This window comes from Pricia sp. (genome assembly GCF_041745955.1).
Classification (GTDB): domain Bacteria; phylum Bacteroidota; class Bacteroidia; order Flavobacteriales; family Flavobacteriaceae; genus Pricia.
This window is the reverse complement of sequence record NZ_JBGTHY010000195.1, coordinates 1-19,822: the sequence shown is the minus strand read 5'-3', so window position 1 is coordinate 19,822 and position 19,822 is coordinate 1. Positions and strand designations below refer to the sequence as shown.

At 45.5% G+C, this 19,822-nt stretch carries 14 protein-coding genes and 1 tRNA gene; 6 read left to right on the top strand and 9 right to left on the bottom strand.

The features are described from left to right. Window positions 1-32 precede the first annotated feature (32 nt). The 4 genes from ACEW8S_RS06860 to ACEW8S_RS06845 all read left to right on the top strand — a co-directional run bounded on the left by ACEW8S_RS06860 (window position 33) and on the right by ACEW8S_RS06845 (window position 7,261). Window positions 33-5,693 carry a T9SS type B sorting domain-containing protein gene (locus tag ACEW8S_RS06860; RefSeq protein ID WP_373517425.1) on the top strand — a complete coding sequence of 1,887 codons (5,661 nt, stop codon included), beginning with the start codon at window positions 33-35 and terminating at the stop codon, window positions 5,691-5,693. Between the two features lie 19 nt (window positions 5,694-5,712). Continuing rightward, window positions 5,713-6,666 (top strand): type IX secretion system membrane protein PorP/SprF, encoded by a 954-nt coding sequence (locus ACEW8S_RS06855; RefSeq protein ID WP_373517424.1) that lies wholly within the window; start codon window positions 5,713-5,715, stop codon window positions 6,664-6,666. A gap of 117 nt (window positions 6,667-6,783) precedes the next feature. After that, window positions 6,784-7,146 (top strand): dihydroneopterin aldolase, encoded by a 363-nt coding sequence (folB, locus tag ACEW8S_RS06850; RefSeq protein ID WP_373517423.1) that lies wholly within the window; start codon window positions 6,784-6,786, stop codon window positions 7,144-7,146. Between the two features lie 44 nt (window positions 7,147-7,190). Beyond that, window positions 7,191-7,261: transfer RNA gene (locus tag ACEW8S_RS06845), tRNA-Cys, on the top strand. Window positions 7,262-7,378: 117 nt separating this feature from the next. On the opposite strand, the gene ACEW8S_RS06840 is transcribed toward ACEW8S_RS06845, so the two are convergent. The 3 genes from ACEW8S_RS06840 to rnr all read right to left on the bottom strand — a co-directional run bounded on the left by ACEW8S_RS06840 (window position 7,379) and on the right by rnr (window position 11,295). Beyond that, a complete protein-coding gene (locus tag ACEW8S_RS06840; protein ID WP_373517422.1) occupies window positions 7,379-8,056 on the bottom strand; it encodes a LysE family translocator in 678 nt (225 codons plus the stop codon). 139 nt (window positions 8,057-8,195) lie between these two features. Next, a complete protein-coding gene (locus ACEW8S_RS06835) occupies window positions 8,196-8,870 on the bottom strand; it encodes a head GIN domain-containing protein (protein WP_373517421.1) in 675 nt (224 codons plus the stop codon). Between the two features lie 193 nt (window positions 8,871-9,063). Further along, window positions 9,064-11,295 carry a ribonuclease R gene (gene rnr / locus ACEW8S_RS06830; protein WP_373517420.1) on the bottom strand — a complete coding sequence of 744 codons (2,232 nt, stop codon included), beginning with the start codon at window positions 11,293-11,295 and terminating at the stop codon, window positions 9,064-9,066. A gap of 783 nt (window positions 11,296-12,078) precedes the next feature. Between rnr and ACEW8S_RS06825 the strand changes: the two genes are divergently transcribed. Beyond that, complete coding sequence (locus ACEW8S_RS06825; RefSeq protein WP_373517419.1) at window positions 12,079-12,996, top strand: cation diffusion facilitator family transporter; 918 nt, start codon at window positions 12,079-12,081, stop codon at window positions 12,994-12,996. Window positions 12,997-13,017: 21 nt separating this feature from the next. Next, window positions 13,018-13,464: a GNAT family N-acetyltransferase gene (locus tag ACEW8S_RS06820; protein ID WP_373517418.1), complete on the top strand. Its 447-nt coding sequence runs from the start codon at window positions 13,018-13,020 to the stop codon at window positions 13,462-13,464. A 143-nt stretch (window positions 13,465-13,607) separates the two neighbouring features. Here ACEW8S_RS06820 and ACEW8S_RS06815 read toward each other — a convergent pair whose 3' ends face one another. The 6 genes from ACEW8S_RS06815 to ACEW8S_RS06790 form a co-directional block, all read right to left on the bottom strand. Beyond that, window positions 13,608-13,982 (bottom strand): hypothetical protein, encoded by a 375-nt coding sequence (locus ACEW8S_RS06815; RefSeq protein ID WP_373517417.1) that lies wholly within the window; start codon window positions 13,980-13,982, stop codon window positions 13,608-13,610. 89 nt (window positions 13,983-14,071) lie between these two features. After that, entirely contained in the window at window positions 14,072-15,340 is a 1,269-nt protein-coding gene (gene dcm, locus ACEW8S_RS06810) for a DNA (cytosine-5-)-methyltransferase (protein ID WP_373517416.1), read from the bottom strand. A 24-nt stretch (window positions 15,341-15,364) separates the two neighbouring features. After that, on the bottom strand, window positions 15,365-16,456 hold the full coding sequence (locus ACEW8S_RS06805; protein WP_373517415.1) for a Gfo/Idh/MocA family protein: 1,092 nt from the start codon (window positions 16,454-16,456) through the stop codon (window positions 15,365-15,367). 41 nt (window positions 16,457-16,497) lie between these two features. Beyond that, window positions 16,498-18,606, bottom strand: a complete 2,109-nt coding sequence (locus ACEW8S_RS06800; RefSeq protein ID WP_373517414.1) for a pyrroloquinoline quinone-dependent dehydrogenase — start codon at window positions 18,604-18,606, stop codon at window positions 16,498-16,500. Window positions 18,607-18,671: 65 nt separating this feature from the next. Beyond that, a complete protein-coding gene (locus ACEW8S_RS06795) occupies window positions 18,672-19,526 on the bottom strand; it encodes a fructosamine kinase family protein (protein WP_373517413.1) in 855 nt (284 codons plus the stop codon). A 142-nt stretch (window positions 19,527-19,668) separates the two neighbouring features. Then, window positions 19,669-19,803 (bottom strand): SGNH/GDSL hydrolase family protein, encoded by a 135-nt coding sequence (locus ACEW8S_RS06790; protein WP_373517426.1) that lies wholly within the window; start codon window positions 19,801-19,803, stop codon window positions 19,669-19,671. Window positions 19,804-19,822: the final 19 nt, after the last annotated feature.

Below are 19,822 nucleotides of genomic sequence, written 5' to 3'. Positions count from 1 at the left end.
TTTTTAGCGGTCTTGGCGAAGGAAGATTTCAAGTGGTCATCACCGACCAATGGACGTGTGACTTTACGACTGCCGAGCAATTCCTTTACGATGAAATTATGCCGGTAGCGACCGTTATAAAAGCTATCGATTGTAATGCCGTAAACCCGGGAGGAGAGATTACGGTTACACAGACCGGTGGTTCGGGCAACTTCGTCTACGACGTTGCCTTCCCGGATGGTTCAACGCCACAGCCATCAAATACTACAGGTGTCTTTGCCGCCTTGGCCGATGTTGGGGTATATACCTTTACCATTACGGATCAGGCAGCAGGACACGCCTGTGTCAAAACGGTCACACAGGAGTTGTTCCCACGGGTAGAGCCTGTCATCCAAATTGGTGCCTTTAAAAATGTAACCTGTATCGGCGACAATGACGGTACGTTTACGGTACGTGCGGCGGACAACGGAATTTCACCGTATACCTTTGAAATTACCGCAGCTACGGGAGGTTCTTTGACCTTGCCTTACGCGCCTAGCGCTACGACCGGTTTGAGCGCCACGTTCACTGGTCTCGAAGGTAGCGCCACAGGAATTACCTATACGATTGCCGCAACGGGCGATAACAACTGTACGACGGACATTACCCAAATAATCACAGAGCCGGACGCCATTGTGGTGGATGCGCCTACCGTGGTTCAGTTCGGTTGTGCTTCGGGCAATAACCCGAACAACGCAAGTATCGAAATCACTGGCGCCAACGGAGGTTCGAATACCTTTGTACGCTACGAGTTCATAAATACCGATGACCCCACCACAGGCGCGGTAGGCGATGCCATTACCGTACAGGATGGCCCAAATAGCACCTACATCGAAACGAACGTAATCGGAGGAACCTACACCATCAATGTCTATGACGATAAAGGTTGTGTGGGCACGCAGACCGCGACCATAGATTCCTACGATGAACTCTTAACGGCAACTGCCGCGACTACAAACCCGATCAGTTGTAACCCGGGCAACGATGGTGAAATAACCGTTACCGTTACCTCAACGGATAACGACGGCACCAAATTCGAATACAGCATAAATAATGGTACTGCCTACCAGACCTCGAACGTATTCCCGAATCTGGGTATCGGAACCCATAATTTCTTGATCCGACATGTAGATACCGGATGTATCATCACCGCTTCCGAGCGGATTGCGGATCCGAATACCTTTACTATCGATCTCGACAAAATCAGCGATGTGACCTGTTTCGGCACGGCAACCGGTGAAATAACTTTGGCGCTTGTGGACGCGACCTATCCGGGCGGTTTCGATTGGGAAATCTTTGATACTAATGGAACTCCGGCAAATACTGCCGACGATACCTCTGTTGACAATGGTACGGAGGCCACTAATGGTCCGACTGCGGGAATTAATCTACCTGCAGGAGCATATTATGTTACCATAAGCCAAAACAACCTCCCGACTTGTGGAAATACCGAAAACTTCACGATATCCGGCCCTACAGCCACCATTACTGGAGACACCCATAAGACCGATGTAACCTGTGTGCTCAACGACGGTAGCATCGAAGTGGTCGATGTACTCGGAGGATGGGGCGGTTACACCTACTTCGTCGATATCGCTACCAATCCCGCTCCGACGGATGCCAGCGGTTTCCAAAGCAATCCTTTGTTCGGTAATTTATCCGGCGCCGCGGCGGGGACCGATTACCAAGTCTGGATTGCTGATTCGAAAGGATGTTTGGAGCAGTTGCCGAACGTAAATCTTATCGATCCAAGTGCCATATCCGCAGACCTTCAGGTGAACGTGGAAAATTGCACCAATTTCGAGGGGGAAATCGTGGTAATCAATGAGGCGGGCGGACAAGGCAGCAACTATCGCTATCAATTACAGGTGTTTAATACGGCAACATCCGCCTTTGAAAATTTAAGGCCTATTCAGACCGCTGATGTCTTTAGCGGTCTTGGGGCCGGTAGATACCAGGTTCTCGTTAGCGACCAGTGGAGTTGTAGCAATGCCACTTCGACATCTATTGAGCTCTATGTAGAAATCATGCCTTTGGCAACTGTAGTGAAAACTATCGACTGTACGGTAGATTCCGGTGGACAGATTACCATTTCCCAAACTGGCGGTTCCCCAGGAACGTTCACCTATACGGTGGAATTCCCCGATGGTTCAACGCCACAATCCTCGAGTACTAATGGTATTTTCACCGATTTGACTCAAGTGGGGGAATATACCTTTACGGTAACCGATGACCGTTCCTGTACCAAAACGATAAAAAAATTCTTACAGCCACAAGTAGATCCCGTACTAAGCGTGGACAGCTTTACCGATGTTGTTTGTTTCGGTAACGCGGACGGAACCATTTCCGTAAGTGTCCTCGATAACGGGGTAGGACCATATATCTTCCAAATCACGGATATGGATGGTACTGGGGTCGCTATCGATCCCACAAGTGCTACCGATACCACGGCCGAATTTTCAGGCCTGGCCAATACAACAACGGCATCCGGATATACCATTACCGCTACAGGTGCCAATGGTTGCCCGGCAACGATTACAAAGACCATAGCCCAACCAGCGGCAGCGGTCAACGTGCCTGCTCCCGCAACCGTTGCGTTCGATTGTTCTACCGGGAATGTTACCGACTATCCTACCATCGATATCCTTGGTGTAAACGGCGGTTCTGGCGTGTATGTACGTTATGAGTTCATCAACAACGATAATCCGGCGACTGTCGCAGTAGGCGATGCCATTACCGTTCAGGACGGTGCCAATCCATCCTATACCGAAACCAACCTTACCGGTGGAAATTATACCATCAATGTATATGACGACAAGGGCTGTATGAACTCGACAACGACCAGTATTGCCCCATTTGTCGGTATCCGGGATGCAGTAATTACCGTTGATCAAAACGTAAGCTGTGCTACTTTCGATGAAAACATAACAGTTTCCGTAACGGTCAATCCCGCAACGGCATCGCCCAACTTGGAATACGATGTTTCCGGGATGAATGTTACTTATACCCAAACGAATGCCACAGGCATATTCACTGGTCTTGGGGTAGGTAACTATGCGGTAAGCATCACCAATATGGACACCGGTTGCACCATAATAACAACACACACTGTGGTAGACCCGGATATTATGTTGGTGAGTGCCGTAAAACAATCCGACGAGGAATGTCTGAACGATGCGACCGCTGGAGGAAGCTTTGAAGTTACCATTGACAGGTACACGGGTGCCTATGACTATCAGGTATTCGATAGCAACGACAATCCTGTTTCGGCCATGATTACCGGAAATACGGCCGCAACCTTTACCGTCATCGACCTTGTCGAAGGCAGCTATTATGTAACTATTATACAGACGGATGCGCCGGAATGTATTAAAAAATCCAACAGGGTTGCCATTTTGGCACCTACTGTGCCCATCACAATTGCTCTTAGCGAACAGGCAAGCCCAAGCTGTACCAACGACCAAGGCGTTATCCTTGTCGACCCGGCAGGCGGATACGGTCCGTATACCATTGAATTGAACAATACGACCACGTCGCAGGTCTATACCGAAACCAATGTTGAAGCCTTTGTTTTCCGAGGCTTGTCCGGAGGTGATTATACCGTCACCGTCACCGATACAAAGAACTGTATCGAAACGAGTACGATTACCTTGGTACGGCCAGACGATATCGTGCCTACGATAGATTCGACCCCTTTGACCTGTTTCGATGGAAATACCGCCAGTGTAACCGCATCGATCAATACCAGAAACGTTTCCCCGGTATATCAATATCGATTGAACCGGCACGATGATTCAGTGGGAACCAACCTATTGCAGACCTCATCGCCGCAGGCTTCGGATACCTTTGGTGGGCTTTCGGCCAGTTTCTACAGTATTACAATTACAGACGATGTAGGCTGTTCCGAAGAGACGGCCATTATAGAAATTGATAACCCGTCAGAGGTCGTCGCAGAATTGACCCGTACGAGTCCGTTGACCTGTACCACCGGCGTTGAACTGGAACTTTCGGCCACGGGAGGTCTAAGCGGCTCTTATGAGTATCGGCGTGCGGGCACATCGATTTGGACGGCAATGGGAGGAAACAGCGTAAGTCTACCAACTACCGGCGTTTTCGATGCGGGTGTATATCGCTATGAAGTTAGGGACGCGGTCAATACGTGTGCCGCAGTTTTATCCGACGAAATCGAAGAAGATATCGTCAAGCCCCTGACCTTGTCCGTCGATAAATCCGCCGCAGTCATCAACTGTAATGGAGATAATGCGGCCATAATTTTCGCCGATGCCGAAGGTGGCCTTGGAAACTACGAGTATTCCCTCTATACCGATGCTTCCTTGAGCACTGCATCCCTCGTGGCCGGACCTCAAGACGATGGCGAGTTCGATGGATTGCCCATGGGAACCTATTATGTGAACGTAACCAGCGAAGATTGCACCGCTCCTGCGGAACAGGTGATCATTACCGAGCCGGACCCGTTATCCGTAGTAAACCCAAATGACTTTACTAACGTGAGCTGCAACGGGGCCAGCGATGGTACGATAACCGTTGCACTGACCGGGGGTGTTGGTCCGTATCAATACGCCATTTCGCCGAACCTGAACCGGTTCGACGACGAAAACACCTTTGAAAATCTGGCTCCCGGTAACTATCGGGTCATCGCCCAAGACCGCAACGGTTGTTTTGTCGAACTGGAATATACCATTATCGAACCTGGGGTGCTGGAGGTTTCAGCCACCGCTTTGCCGGAAGTCTGTGAAGGTGAGGAGAACGGCTCGATCGAGCTTATGATCAGCGGGGGAACTGCCCCGTATAGTACCCGATTGAGCAGCGAAACCAATTTTATACAGAATAGAAACATCCTTAACAATCTGGCATCCGGTGACTATATCGTCTTTATCCAAGATGCCGTGGGATGTGAGGAGACCGTTATAGTAACCGTCGATCCGGGCGTAAACCTGAATGCCAGCGTAGAACCTATATATGGCTGCGAGAATAACATCCCCAGTAACTATATCAACATTGTATTGGATGATGCCAGCCTCGCTGATGATGTACTCTATGCCCTTGATTCGGAAAATACGGATGATATGCAATTGAATCCCTTTTTTAGGAATATTGCCCCCGGAACGCATTACATCGCAATCTCCCATGCCAACGGATGCATCGTAACCCATAGCTTCGAAATCGAGAACTATGCCCCTTTGACGATTGCGGTCGAGCAAAGCAATATCAACGAACTCACCGCGACCGTAAATGGTGGCAAAGAAGACTATACCATTTATTTCGGTGATAAAAACAACGGCCCTGACAATACCTTTATGATCAACCGTACCGATACCTATGTCGTAACCGTGGTTGATGAAAACGGCTGTGAGGCCACCGCCAACATCTTTATCGAATTCATCGATATCGAGATTCCGAACTTCTTCAGCCCCAATGGAGATGCGGAGAATCAGTATTGGAAACCACGTAACGATGAAGGCTTCCCGCAGATACTAACCATAATATTCGATCGTTATGGTAGGGAGGTATATCGAATGCGCCAAGGAGATCGCGGATGGGACGGTTTTTACCAACAGACCGAACTTCCGACCGGAGATTACTGGTACATCATAAAACTCAACGGAGAGAACGATAATCGGGAGTTCGTCGGACATTTTACCCTATATCGCTAAAATCTTAACCTACGTTACCATGCGCAAATTCATACTGACCCTTCTGTGCTTATTCGGCCTTTTCGCCGCTAGGGGCCAAGAGCTTAACTCGCCGCAGTTATCGCAATACCTAGCGGATAATCCCTTTGTACTGTCACCCGTGTATGCGGGTATCGGCGATCATGTCAAAATACGCCTGAACGGACTCACCCAATGGGTAGGTATCAAAGATGCCCCGCAGACCCAGTCTTTGGCGGCCGATATGCGCCTGGGCGAAAAATCGGGACTAGGTCTCTTTTTGTACAATGATAAGAACGGGTATACCAAACAACAGGGTGCCCGAATATCTTTTGCGCACCATTTGACCTTAGACCGCTATGACGATGAGTTTTTATCGTTCGGACTATCCTATAACTTTAACCAGTTCAGGATCGATATCGACCAGTTTATCAATGCCAACCTTGATCCGGGAGTCATCAACAACCGCCAGACTACCAACCATAACTTTGATGTGGGGGCCATGTACCGCTACGGAAAATTCTATTTCAGTGCGAACGCCTCGAACCTCTTGGGCAAGGATCCCAGCAATTTCACCTTTAATGCCGACGAGCCCAATGAGCTAAGAAATTACTATGCCTACACGGGATATCGTTACCGAAAGAGCAAGAATTCCAATTTAGAAATAGAGCCCTCCCTTTTGTTCAAAATGTTCGAAAGCGACGGCCGTTCGGAAACGGATCTGAACCTTAAATTCCGCTTTTACGATTTTGAGGATTATTACTATACCGGCGTCAACTACCGTTTCTTGAACGACCAGATCGGGGATCCCCTGTATATCGCCCCTTTTGCGGGACTTAAAAAGGGTAATTTCTTTTTTGGATACTCGTACCAGATTATTCTCAACGAGATTATCACCTATAGTACGGGAACCCATGTAGTGACTATTGGGGTTGACCTTTTCCAAGGCTTGAGTAATTGTCGTTGTACTTACTAAGAACCTAGATATTAGAACAGCTGCGGAACTAGATATTAGCCAGTTTCTAACAGCCCGAAGACGCTTCTAGTTTATTTTTTCTCATTAGTTTCAATTAACTTCGCAGAAACTTCTACAGTGGGAAAAGTAAAAATCGACAATATAAGGGTGTACGCCCATCACGGCTGCCTAAAGGAAGAAACCGCCATCGGCAGTGAATATCGGGTGGATGTCTCGGTGGATGCCGACCTCTCAAAAGCCGCGCAGTCCGACAAGCTTTCGGATACCGTGGATTATGTGCACATCAATCAAATCGTTAAGGAGCAGATGGCCAAGCCCTCCAAACTTTTGGAATATGTGGCCCAGACGATTATCGCCCGAATTTTTGATGAAATCGATATTGTGGATAAAGCCAAGGTCTGTGTCTCGAAAATAAATCCCCCTATTGGTGGTGATGTAGAGAAGGTAACCATTGTTATAACGGAAAAAAGGGTGTATTAGATTTTCCAATGAACTAGAAAGAATTACCTTTGCAAAATAAATAGGGCATCGTGGCCGAGTGGCTAGGCGCAGCTCTGCAAAAGCTTGTACAGCGGTTCGAATCCGCTCGATGCCTCTAAAAATCCTGACTATGTTGGTCAGGATTTTTTTATGTGCCGGTTCAGCGGTTCTCGCCGAAATCTCGTGGCGTACGACGTTCCTAAAATATCCCCTTATCGTATTGAACATCAAATTAATGCAGTATCCCCAATTCCATATTCTCGATACTTTCCTCTATATTGAATTGGTCCTTGGGCAAAAATCCTTTTACGATAAGTACGATGCCGCAGACTATGAGAATGATGCCCAGTCCCTTTTTAAGATAATATATTCTTTTTGAGGTTAATTTCTGCTTTAATTGTTTGGCGAGCAGTATCTTCAAAATGTCCGTAAAAAAATATGCGCCTACCATTGAAGAAAAGAAAACCAGGATGCGGTTTGGCTCATTGTCAAGGCTGGGGCCGACAACGATAATAATGCCCAACCAGAAAATCAATACCCCGATGTTAATAAAATTGAGAAGAAAGCCCTTTATGGCCAAGCTGAAATAATCACTTTTACTTGATTTGACGTCGAATTCCTTCTTTTTGGGTGGTCTTTTAAAGAAAGTTATAATACCATATACCAATAAGATAACACCCCCGAAAACGAAAAGCCCCGGTTGGTTACTGAGGTTTTCTAAAAGTTGAAAACTACTAAAATAAGCAATGAGCAGAAAAAGTATATCCGCGATAATCACGCCGAAATCTAAAGCGATTGCAGCCCTGAAACCCCTTGTCGCACTGGTCTCCAGAAGCACAAAAAAAACAGGTCCGATTATAAAGCTCAGTAAAAAGCCCAATGGTATCGCTGCCTGTACGTCTTGCCACATATCCGTTAATAGTGTTGTGTTAATAGTGTTGTGTTAAAACCTGCTTAGCAACAGGCAGAGCTAAAAGTTAACGGTTAAAACCGAAACAACAATCCCTATTAACTAATAACGGTTAACTATTAACATTTTTTCACGAAAACTACATTCTGGTCACCGTACCGCCAAAAACCGTTTTTTCGTCCATTTTTACGGGGTCCCCGTAGACCAGAACTTCGCCACCGGCCTTGACCGTGGCTTTGACGTAATCAGAAGCGTAAATTTCGGCACGTGAGCCCGCGTTTACGCTAATTGTAGAAAATTTGGTTTTCAGCGCCTTACCCTCATAGACGCCACCCGTATTTATGGCAACATCCTGTAAATCGGAGGTTCCCGTAGTTATAATTATACCTCCGGTCACCGTTTTTATCAACAACTGCTCCACTTCCGCGGTCAGCACAATCTCACCGCCTTCCTGTGCCTTCAATTCCAATACATCTTGTGAAATGGTTTCTTTAGAGCTGATCCGAGCATCTTCGTTAACGTCGATAACGACCAGTTTTTCGGTGTAGTACACATCGACGAACGTACGGTAACCGCTAAAAATCTTATCGAGCTGCATCCGAATCTTGAGTACGCCATCGTTGTTGACGATGGCCACTTTTTCGACACTTTCGCCAGTAACGACAGCCTTGTTGACGTCTGACTTTATAAGGTTTACGGAAAGGCCGTCGAACGCTTTTACCTCGGTAAACGGTGTTAGGTCTTGGGTAAGGCCTTGAGCTGAAATAGCACTTTGCCCAAGTAGTAGTATCATTAAAAACATGAACTGTTTCATGATGTCAATTTTAGGTCGGTAGTATATAACCTGTCCTGCAGCAACGCAATTATACGCATCTTTTCTCTACGGGTGAGGTTGCCGGTCTATACATAAACAAAATCCATTCCGAAACATTGTCTTGATTCGGCGTCGGTACTCCCTTTACGTTGAAATACGTAAAACGCCATCATGGATTTTAATCTAATCTATCCTAAGCTTCATGTTTACCCAATAAGGTAAAATCGAGATGTCGTTTCATCAGGTCCGTATCTTTTACCATCACTACGACTTCATCGCCCAATTGATAGGATTTTTTCGTGCGTTCTCCTACTATAGCGTACTCTTTTTCATCAAAGATATAATAATCGCCCTTAATATCACTGATGCGCACCATGCCCTCACATTTGTTCTCGATGATCTCTACGTAAATGCCCCATTCCGTAACACCACTTATGACCCCTACAAACTCTTGGTCCTGATGATCTTGCATGAACTTAATCTGCATGTATTTAATGGAATCGCGTTCGGCGCTTGAGGCCAGATATTCCATATCGGACGAATGTTTACACTTTTTCTCATAGGCTTCGGCATTGACCGATTTACCCCCATCTAAATAATATTGCAACAGACGATGGACCATCACATCGGGATATCGGCGAATGGGAGAGGTAAAATGCGTATAGTAATCGAACGATAGTCCATAATGTCCTATATTCTCGGTGGTATAAATAGCTTTACTCATACTTCGGATGGTCAGGGTATCGACCAGATTTTGCTCCTTTTTACCCTTTACATCTCTTAAAAGCTTGTTTAGCGAGCTGCTGATGGATTTTTTGTCCTTAAAATCCAACGTATGCCCAAAACGAGATATGATACCGTTCAAGGCCATCAGCTTATCGGGGTCGGGGTCGTCATGTATACGATAGATAAACGTTTTCTTCGGTTTTTGTTTCCCGATAAACTCCGCCACTTTTCGGTTGGCCAAGAGCATGAACTCCTCGATGAGTTTATTTGCATCCTTCGATTCCTTAAAATAAACGCCTTGAGGTTCACTATTCTCGTTTAATATGAACTTGACCTCTAACTTATCAAAGGATAAGGCGCCTTGATTCATGCGTTTTTCACGCATGATTTTGGCCAAGCGGTCCATTTCTAGGGTAGCTTTCACAACAACGTCGGCCACTGAATAGGCCGCATCACGAATGGAAATATCCTCGGGAATATCTCCCTTTTCGGTTTCTATAATATGTTGGGCTTCCTCATAGGCGAAACGTTCATCGGAATTGATGACCGTTCGACCGAACCATTGGTTTTTGATTCCAGCGTTGTCCCTATCCACCTCAAAAATGGCAGAGAAGGTATATTTTTCTTCATTGGGCCGCAATGAACAGGCGTTGTTGGACAATACTTCCGGAAGCATCGGAACCACACGGTCGACCAGATATACAGATGTGGCGCGATCGTAGGCCTCATCCTCTAGAATCGTATCGGGAAGCACATAATGGGAGACATCGGCGATATGGATGCCTATCTCGTAATTACCGTTTGCCAAAACCTCAAAGGATAGCGCGTCGTCAAAATCCTTGGCATCCTTAGGGTCGATGGTGAAAGTTAAGGTGTCGCGCATATCCCTACGCTTGGCGATTTCTTCCGACTTAATTGAAGTATCTATTGTATCGGCAAATCGCTCTACCTCGGCCGGGAAATCATAGGGCAGTCCGTATTCCGCTAGAATGGCATGAATTTCAGTATTGTGTTCCCCAGGCTTACCGAGTACTTCGGTTACTTTTCCTATAGGAGAATCACCAGTATTAGCCCAGCTCTCGAGGGTTACGACCACCTTGTCGCCATCGTTGGCATCCATGGTATTTCCCTTGGGAACAAAAAAATCGGTATACATCCTGAAATCCGTAGGGCGAACGAAGGCAAAGGTCTTCTGTAGATCGAGAATACCTACAAATTCCGTCTTTTTTCTTTCCAAAATCTTGGTGACCTCGCCCTCAAGTTTTTTCCCCTTTCTAGGTTTAAAAACATTGACCTCGACCGTATCGCCGTGAAAGGCCTTGTTGACGCGGCTCTTCGGAACGAACACATCATCGTCCATACCCTCGATAACGACATAGGCATCGCCCCTACCGGTAAGGTCGACTTTTCCTGTATGATTACTTCCGCTATTTTGACTCCCGCTATGTTTATTTTTAGATGTAGCACCTCCCACGGCCTTATATTTGCCCTGATCTTCTTCTTCGATTCTATTTTCATCCTTCAGCTGTCCCAAACGTTTTATCAATTGGTTGCGGTCTTGGGTATCGGTCAGGTCAAGCTTGGCAGATATCTGTTTGTAATCGAATGTTTTCTGGGGTTCTTTTTCAAGTGTAGTGAAGATGCCTTTCGTAATCTCGTTCTTTCTATGGTTTCTAGCTTTTTTCTTCTTCTTCGTCATCAATAATAATTTCGTCATTAATAGTATTTACGTATTTGGGCGGAAAATTACGAATTATACACGTAGTATATATAGTTTCGACCGTTAAGTTGTTGGTTTGATTGGAAATACCCCTGAGATATGAACCCTCTTTTTATCCAAAATAATCAGTTATCAACATATATTACATAATCCATTTTCTTTTTTAAAATTTTAAATAAAAAATGATGCTTATAATAGGGTGTTGATAGCGGTATAATAATTGTTAATAAAACTTGCTATGAACCGGTTCGCAAACTTGTTGACAATTTATACCCGTAGTCTATCCTTCTAAATCAAGCTATTGTCCGGGTTATGAAAATAGGTTGATAACCGATGTGAACATCCGTTTTTTGATAAGTGTAACGAAAATAAATGTTGATTAGGAAGGATATTCTTTTGATAGATTCCTATCAAGTAAGAACAACTATTTTCTGCTTTTCCCATTCTATTTTGTATACCGGAATCGCAACGGAAAATCCTAATGAAGTATTGCTTTTCTTTTGATAGGTTATCAACACCTATCGACTAAGTTGTACCCTACAAATGAACATCCCTTTCCCGAAAGATGGAAATAGTTGTTGTGAAGGGTAGTAACTTTGTTGTAAAGTACTACTATTCGTATATTTATAGGGATGTATTTATAGTAGGATATACCTGTATCGGCGATTTTTACCCTAATTTTATAACCGTTCGGTTAGCAAAGGGGTTTTCCTTTTTTAGGATGTGCATTATATGTCCTTAACCACAAATCTTGAATTTTTCATGTCCCATTCCCATCATCATTCGCACGATCATTACCAACCTGATCTTAAGGGAAGAAATCTTATCATTTCCATCCTATTGAACATTCTGATAACCGTTGCACAGGTAATCGGGGGCTTGATTTCGGGCAGTCTTTCGCTTTTATCGGATGCCCTTCACAATTTTAGCGATGCGATGTCCCTCATCGTGAGCTATATCGCTAATCTTCTATCGAAAAAGGAAGCATCCGACCGTAAGACGTTTGGATACAAGAGGGCCGAAATTATTGCTGCATTCGTCAATGCCGCTACCTTGATGATCGTAGCCGTTATATTGATAAAAGAGGCGGTCGAACGCTTCTTTGATCCACAGGAAGTGGCATCCGATCTAGTGATTTGGCTCTCCTTACTGGGTATTTTGGCCAACGGGTTCAGCGTTTTGCTCTTAAAAAAGGATGCGGACAGCAATATGAATATGAAATCGGCCTATTTGCATTTGCTGACCGATATGATGGCCTCTGTCGCCGTGTTGATCGGGGGCATATTGATGAAGATCTATCAGGTCTACTGGGTAGATGCGGCACTTACCTTGGCCATTGCGCTCTACTTGATTTATATGGGTTATGACCTTTTAAAAGATTCTACCAGGGTCTTGATGCTTTTTACGCCCAATACCATTCAAGTGGAACAAATTGTAGAGGCCATCCAGAAAATAACATCTATCAAGAACGTGCACCACGTACATATATGGCAATTGAACGAGGATGAAGTACACCTTGAAGCGCATGTCGATTTTAATGAAGACATCCGATTATCTGAGTTTGACAACATTTTGGGTGAAATAGAGGAGGTGGCGCATCATAAATTCGGAATCAATCACGTTAACATTCAACCTGAATTCAATAAACCGGACAGTAAGCTGGTAATCGTTCAGGATTAGGCTAGGGGTTATTTTTATTTTATGATACAGATTGAAGTCAAGACGTTTGAAGAATTAACCAAAAAAGAACTTTACGAGGTATTGCGCCTGAGAAGCGAGGTATTCGTTGTAGAACAGGATTGTGTATATGAGGATATCGATGGAAAAGATCAAAAGGCACTACACGTCGTTGGAAAGAAAGACGGTGAAATCGTGGCCTATACCCGTATTTTCAAGTCCGGTGACTATACTGATGAAGCGAGTATCGGTAGGGTAGTAGTAAAGAGAAACCAACGTAAATACGGATATGGAAAAGATATCATGAAAGATGCGATACATGCAGTCCATGACTATTTTGAAGCAAATGTCATTCATGTATCGGCGCAGATGTATTTAGAACGGTTTTATCATGAACTGGGCTTTAAACAGGTCGGTGATGGATATTTGGAAGATGGTATCCCGCACATTGGTATGGTTCGAAAATCGTAGGAACGTGATGCCTCCCGTTTTCACGGGAAATCGAATATTAAAAACAAAAAAGAACTACTAAAATCTGAAAACGTTCAGTTCTTAGTAGCTCTTTCGGGAAATCTCCTATAAGACTATAGGAGAAAAACCTTATTCTATTTACATTAAATTTTAATAGGTTCCTTGTTACTCAGGTTGATATCCTCTAACATGGTATCCGTAAACTTGTAATGCCCTCGCGTAGTAATAATCCGAAACCGATTGGAGTTCATTCGGCTCAAAGTATCCAAAAAGAGCCATTTGGTTTTTAGCAATCTGGGTTTATTGGATTTGAGACTGATTTCGAAATAATATTTTCTACCATTTTTAAGCGCTACGATGTCAGGTGTAATCTTTGCGTCATGCCCTTTACGGATATACGATTTAGGAGTTTCATATCCTTCCATATCCGCTTTTATGTCTTCAAAGCCAGTAGCTTCCAAGTGGTGGATAGACTTTTCTAAAAATGCCTGATTTTCCGACTTTTCTACATTTACCATAAGTCACAAGATACAGTAAAAAACAACAACTACAAATTGCCGAGGGGTATTAACTTAAATTTAATACTATTGTTTCATCTTTCTTGCCCCTAAGAAGGTAATTGACCACAGGCTTTATGGATTAATGCCGCCCCTAACTTTTCCACTACGCCCACAACCAATGCATTTCCCATGAAAAAGGCCCGTTTGGTATCACTCACTCCGTTCAGTTCGGTATGGGTATCGGGGAACATGTTCAAACGTTCCAGTTCGACCGGGGTCAACCTTCGCAATCCTTTTGCGGTTTGGATAACATGTTTGAAGCGGGAGGGTGTCTTACCGCCCTCGCCGGTAATGATAGTCCGGGAGGCATTGTCCAGCACATCGGGAAAAATCATTCCGCCTTCGGTATACTGATATTCGAATCCGTTTTTGGCGGTTCGGGTTTCCTTTTTGGACCCTTTCAGATATTCCCATTTTGGATAGTCTTCCGAAGGGATAAAAAAGGCGTCATCTACTTCGCCGTTTTGAAGGATGTCGCCCAAAACCGTCCGTTTGCCATCATAATCAGGAAAGGTTTTAATGGTAAAGACATTTCCTTTTATAAAGAGGCCTGTATTTTCAAAGGGGGATAGTTTTGCGCCTTTATTAAAATGTTCCGAAATTTCTACAAGGGAATCGGTCAGGGCGAATGATGGACTTTCGATTTCCTGGGAACTAAACAAATCCTGCTTTTTGGAAGGATTTTGTACTGGAAACGCCTCCGCCATTGTTCCTGAAATTTGCATCCAATCCGACTTATGGGTCTTTTTCAAGTTTTTGTATCGGGATGTGGATTTGTGATACGCCAGTATAAAAATCCTCCGCCTGCGTTGCGGCATCCCATAATCCGCGGCATTGATAACGCGCCATTCTACGGCATATCCCAAATCATCCAGACTTTTTAGGATGATGGCGAAATCCCTTCCCCGCTGCGTCGAGGGCGATTTGAGCAAGCGGTCGACATTTTCAAGTATCAAATATTTCGGCGGATTTTCCTTTTCGGACAGTATTCTATGGATGCTCCACCAGAGCACTCCTTTTTTACCTATCAATCCCTTGGAATTCTTCAGGGTAGTGGCTACCGAATAATCCTGACAGGGAAAGCCTCCGACCAGTACCTCGGCATCGGGAATTTCGTTGGTATTTACTTCCGCGATATCGGCATTGCTATGGTTATCGTTTCCGAAACGGGCCCCGTAGACCTCCGAGGCATGCTGTCTTTTGGTACCGGGTTCCCATTGATTGCTCCAAACGACCTCAAAATGTCCCGTACTTTCAAGTCCCAGCCGAAAACCTCCGACACCCGCAAAAAGTTCGATGACCTTTAATTTTTTCATTGCTTCAAATTTTTACGCCGCTGTTTAAATATTAAATGCGTTCCCCGAAAGGCGGTATAGGTCAACCGTCTTCCCCGTCCGAAACGATTCATCCGCCGCCAAAACGATGCGCAGACTGTTGACCGCATCGCGCATGTGGTCGCTTAAATCGACATCTTCCGTAATCGCCCTTAAAAAATATTCCTGCTCCAACTTACAAAGGGCATCATGGTCGGGCTCGTCGGAAGTGTTGATGATTTCATCGGGCTTGGCGAAATTTCCGTCACTGTCAAGTGCCGCATGATGTAGTCGCAGCCCTCCTGTTTTGGTGTGGTCTTCTACGTTATCCGAATCGCCTTTGGCATCGTCGGAAATGGAAACGCTTCCTTTTGGCCCAATGACATCCTTAATAAAAAATGCGGTTTCGCTCATCATCGGTCCCCAGCCCGCCTCGTACCATCCTACGGAACCATCCTTAAACCGGACCTGCAACTGCCCGTAATTGTACATTTTGGCATCGATTTCATCGGAGAGCCTGGCCCCAATGGCACTGACACTTACAGGTACGGATTGGGTCATAAGGCACATGATATCCACATAATGCACGCCACAGTCCACAATCGGCGACATACTGTTCATCAACTGTTTATGCGTGTACCACATAGCTCCCGAGGCCTGTTGATTGAGATTCATTCGCATGACCAGAGGCTTGCCGAGGGTTCTTGCCACTTCGACGAATTTCGCCCAGGCCGGGTGTACACGAAGAATGTACCCGACCACCATTTTTTTGCCTTTTTTATGTGCCAGATCGACCAAGCCTTGGGCCGTTTCGACGGTCAAGGCCAAAGGTTTTTCCACAAAAACATGGGCGCGGGCATTCAGTGCCGCACGGATATAATCCGCATGTGTGTCGGGGTAGGTATTGATGGATACAGCGTCGGGTTTTGTGGCCGCCAAAGCTTCCTCATAATCGCCGAAAGTCGGATAACCGCCCAATTCATCTGATAGCTTTTCACGGCTTTTTGGCGTTCGACTGACGAGTCCCACGATTTCGAAGCCGTCCATTTGGTGATAGGCGCGGGCGTGAGAGGTACCCATGTTACCGCAGCCGACTACTAATATTTTTTGTTTTTCCATGATTATATGATTTAATCGCTAATCTTCGGTACGCAGCTCTTTCATTCCAACGCAAAGGCAAGAATTTGGTTTCCTTTCTTCGCCCCCAACTTCTCCCCGCCACAGGCAATGGCAATATATTGTTTTCCGTTGACTTCGTACATAGCTGGAGTAGCAAAGGCTGGTGCGGGCAGGTTGTATTCCCACAGTATTTTTCCGGTATTCTTATCGAACACGCGAAAATAACCATCGCGGGTCGCGCCGATAAATAGGAGCCCGTTTTCAGTAACCACCGCCCCGCCGTAGTTTTCCGTACCTGTTCCGATACCTTTATCCCCGAGTTCGGGGGTGTTTCCAAAAGGGACCGACCATATATACCCTCCGGTATTTAAATCGATGGCGTGCATGGTGCCCCAAGGCGGATCTATGGCAGGTAGGCCGTTAACATCTACAAATTTCGTATAGCCAAGGTGTTTGTAGGGTATAGAAACGGAGTCGATTTTACTCTTTTCCTCGGTAACGTTGTGCTTAACTTCCTCATTGTACAGATACCGCAGTAGGGCCTCTCTTTCCACTTTGGGAATTTGAGGAAAACCGGTCATCATTCCCCTTCCATGAGTAATGATTTCCGCTGTTTCGTTCTTCCCTTTCCGTAGCTGTAGGTCGACCAAAGAGGGAAATCCGCTTTTCACCAATCCTTTTCGATCGGCCTGGTGACAGGTAACACAGTATTTTTGGTAGGCCGCTTCCCCGAGGGGCTTTCCGCTATAATCCGCCGTATTCAGCCCCATCTGTAGCATCCGGGGCATCTCGTTGGAATTTACATACAGAATGCCATCTTCAGGATCTGCAGAGGCGCCGCCCCATTCAGCGGCACCGTCATACCCGGGCAATAAAATAACCGGGTCTAAACTTGGAGGGTCATAAATTTTGGTACCCGCATTTTTTAGAATTTGCCGTAAGGAATCTGGATTTTCAGCAAACCGACTTACGCTATTTTCGGTCAGCTCGGTCGATTGTCTTGCAAAAGGTTTCGGCGCTATAGGAAAAGGCTGCGTCGCCCATGCCTCCTCGCCATTCAATACCGATTTGGGCACGGGCACTTCCTCAATGTCGAAAAGGGGTTTGCCGGTCATCCTATCAAAAACATAAACGTAACCTTGCTTGGTCACTTGGGCCACTGCGGCAATCTTTTTTCCTTCCCGCTCGACCATCAAAAGATTGGGCGGCGTGGGCGGATCTCTGTCCCAAAGGTCGTGATGGGTGAACTGAAAATGCCAGATTCGTTCTCCTGTATCGGCGTTCAGGGCTAAAAGACAATTGGAATATAGGTTACTGCCTTTACGCATACCCCCGTAAAAATCGGGGGCCGCTGAACCAGTGGGCACATAGACAATTCCATTTTCATCGTCCACGGCCATTCCGGCCCAATTATTTGCGGCACCAACTACGTCACTATTTCGGATATTCTTGTCCCCCCAAGTTTCAGAACCAGGGGCGTTGCTTTCCGGAAGGGTATGAAAAACCCATTCCACTTTCCCGGTAATCACATTAAAGGCCATGATATCACCTGGAGCCGCCCCCGCCCCTTCGGACAGGCGCAATGGCATTACGATAAGGTCTTTGTAAATTGCACCCGGCGTGTTGGAAATCACGAATTTCTCGCTTGCCGATTTCGGCATACCCGAACGCAAATCGATTTTTCCCCCCGTACCAAAGCTGGTGATGGGCGCACCCGTTAGGGCATCTAGCGCAAAAAGGTCGGAACCTCTAGTGCAGAGAATGCGCTTATCGTTTCCCTTTTCCCAATAGGAAACACCACGGCTGGTCGAATGCCAGACTTGTACGGAATCGCCAAACTGCCATATTTTCTTTCCTGTGGATGCATCGATCGCAAAGACCCTCAACGCCGCCGAAACGCCGTAAAGTATAGAATCCACCACAATTGGATTCATTTGCATCTGCCCGAAATCCGGTGCTTCGTACGACCAGGCAATTTTGAGGTTCTTTACGTTTTCAGGAGTTATTTCCGATAGGGTAGAGTAGTGGCTACGCCCGGAATCGCCCAGATACGATGACCATGTGGTGTATTGTTTTTTAAGGGGATTTTCGATTTCAGAGGATGAACAGCCCAATAAGAGTAGGCAAATCGACACAAAAAGACCTGCCACAAAACAATTTTTTTGTCTACACATGGAATTCATAGGATGGTTTGCTTAAAATTACTCAAAAATATCTATCTAAAATATGCCGTACGTTTTGGTAATATGACTTCCCGAACAAATTCAAATGTACAAGCAGATAATACAAATGAATAGATATCATTGCGTTCTTTTTCACCACCGATTTTTGGGAAATGCTCGGCATAAGCACCGTAAAATTGGTTGCCAAAGCCGCCAAAAAGCCGGGTCATGGCGATATCGACTTCGTGATGTCCATAATACGTTGCCGGGTCGATAAGGTAGGGCCGGCCTTCTTGGGATACCATATAGTTGCCGCTCCACAAATCGCCATGCAAAAGGGAAGGCTTTACATCGGGAAAAAGTTTATGGCAGATTTCTAGGAGCCTTTGTTCGGAAGGAATCTCGTCGTTTTGAAGCCGTTTTGAGTCCACCGACAACCTTAATTGTGGGATTAATCTCTCTGCCACATAAAATTTGGCCCAACCTTCATTTTCTTTATTCGACTGTGGAAGGCTTCCGATATAATTGTCGGTTTCCCATCCAAAAGTGTTGGCCGCCGATTTTTGGTGAAACTGTGCCAGTTGATGTCCGAATTGTTCCATTTCTTTCGGGGATGCTCTTTTGGGTTCTATGTATTCCATGACCAGAAACCCACCTTTATCTAAAACTTCGCACAACACTACTTTTGGAACGGCAATCTCTTTCGTCCGGGCAATCTCTTCCAAAGCCTTTTTCTCCGCCAGAAACATTTTATTCGCTTGATCGGCATGGTTCACTTTACAGAAAAAACGCTCCGATTCGGTCTCCAATAGATAGGCTTGGGAAATATCGCCACCTGAAATAGAACGAATACTTTCAATGTTGACGCAAAGTAAGTATTCGAGGCGGTCTTTGAGGTGTTTATCCATAAACTAAATTCATTTTAAAATAGGGAAAAGTTCGCTAGCCTTTTGATGAGAATTTTTGTTCTATATCGCGTTTTTGCGCAATACGCCTTTCATAAAAAAGCGTTTGGCGATTTGCGCTCAGCAATAATTTAAAGGAAGGGGTTCAATTCCCCGGCTGCACCAAGGGTTTGAGTATTTTTTTATATGCCCCGGCATACTGCTCCATCCCGAGATCGGTAGGATGCGTACCATCTACAAAAGCATCGTTCGAAAGGCTTATTTCCGCTTTGGAAAGCATGTACAAATTTTCCAAACCT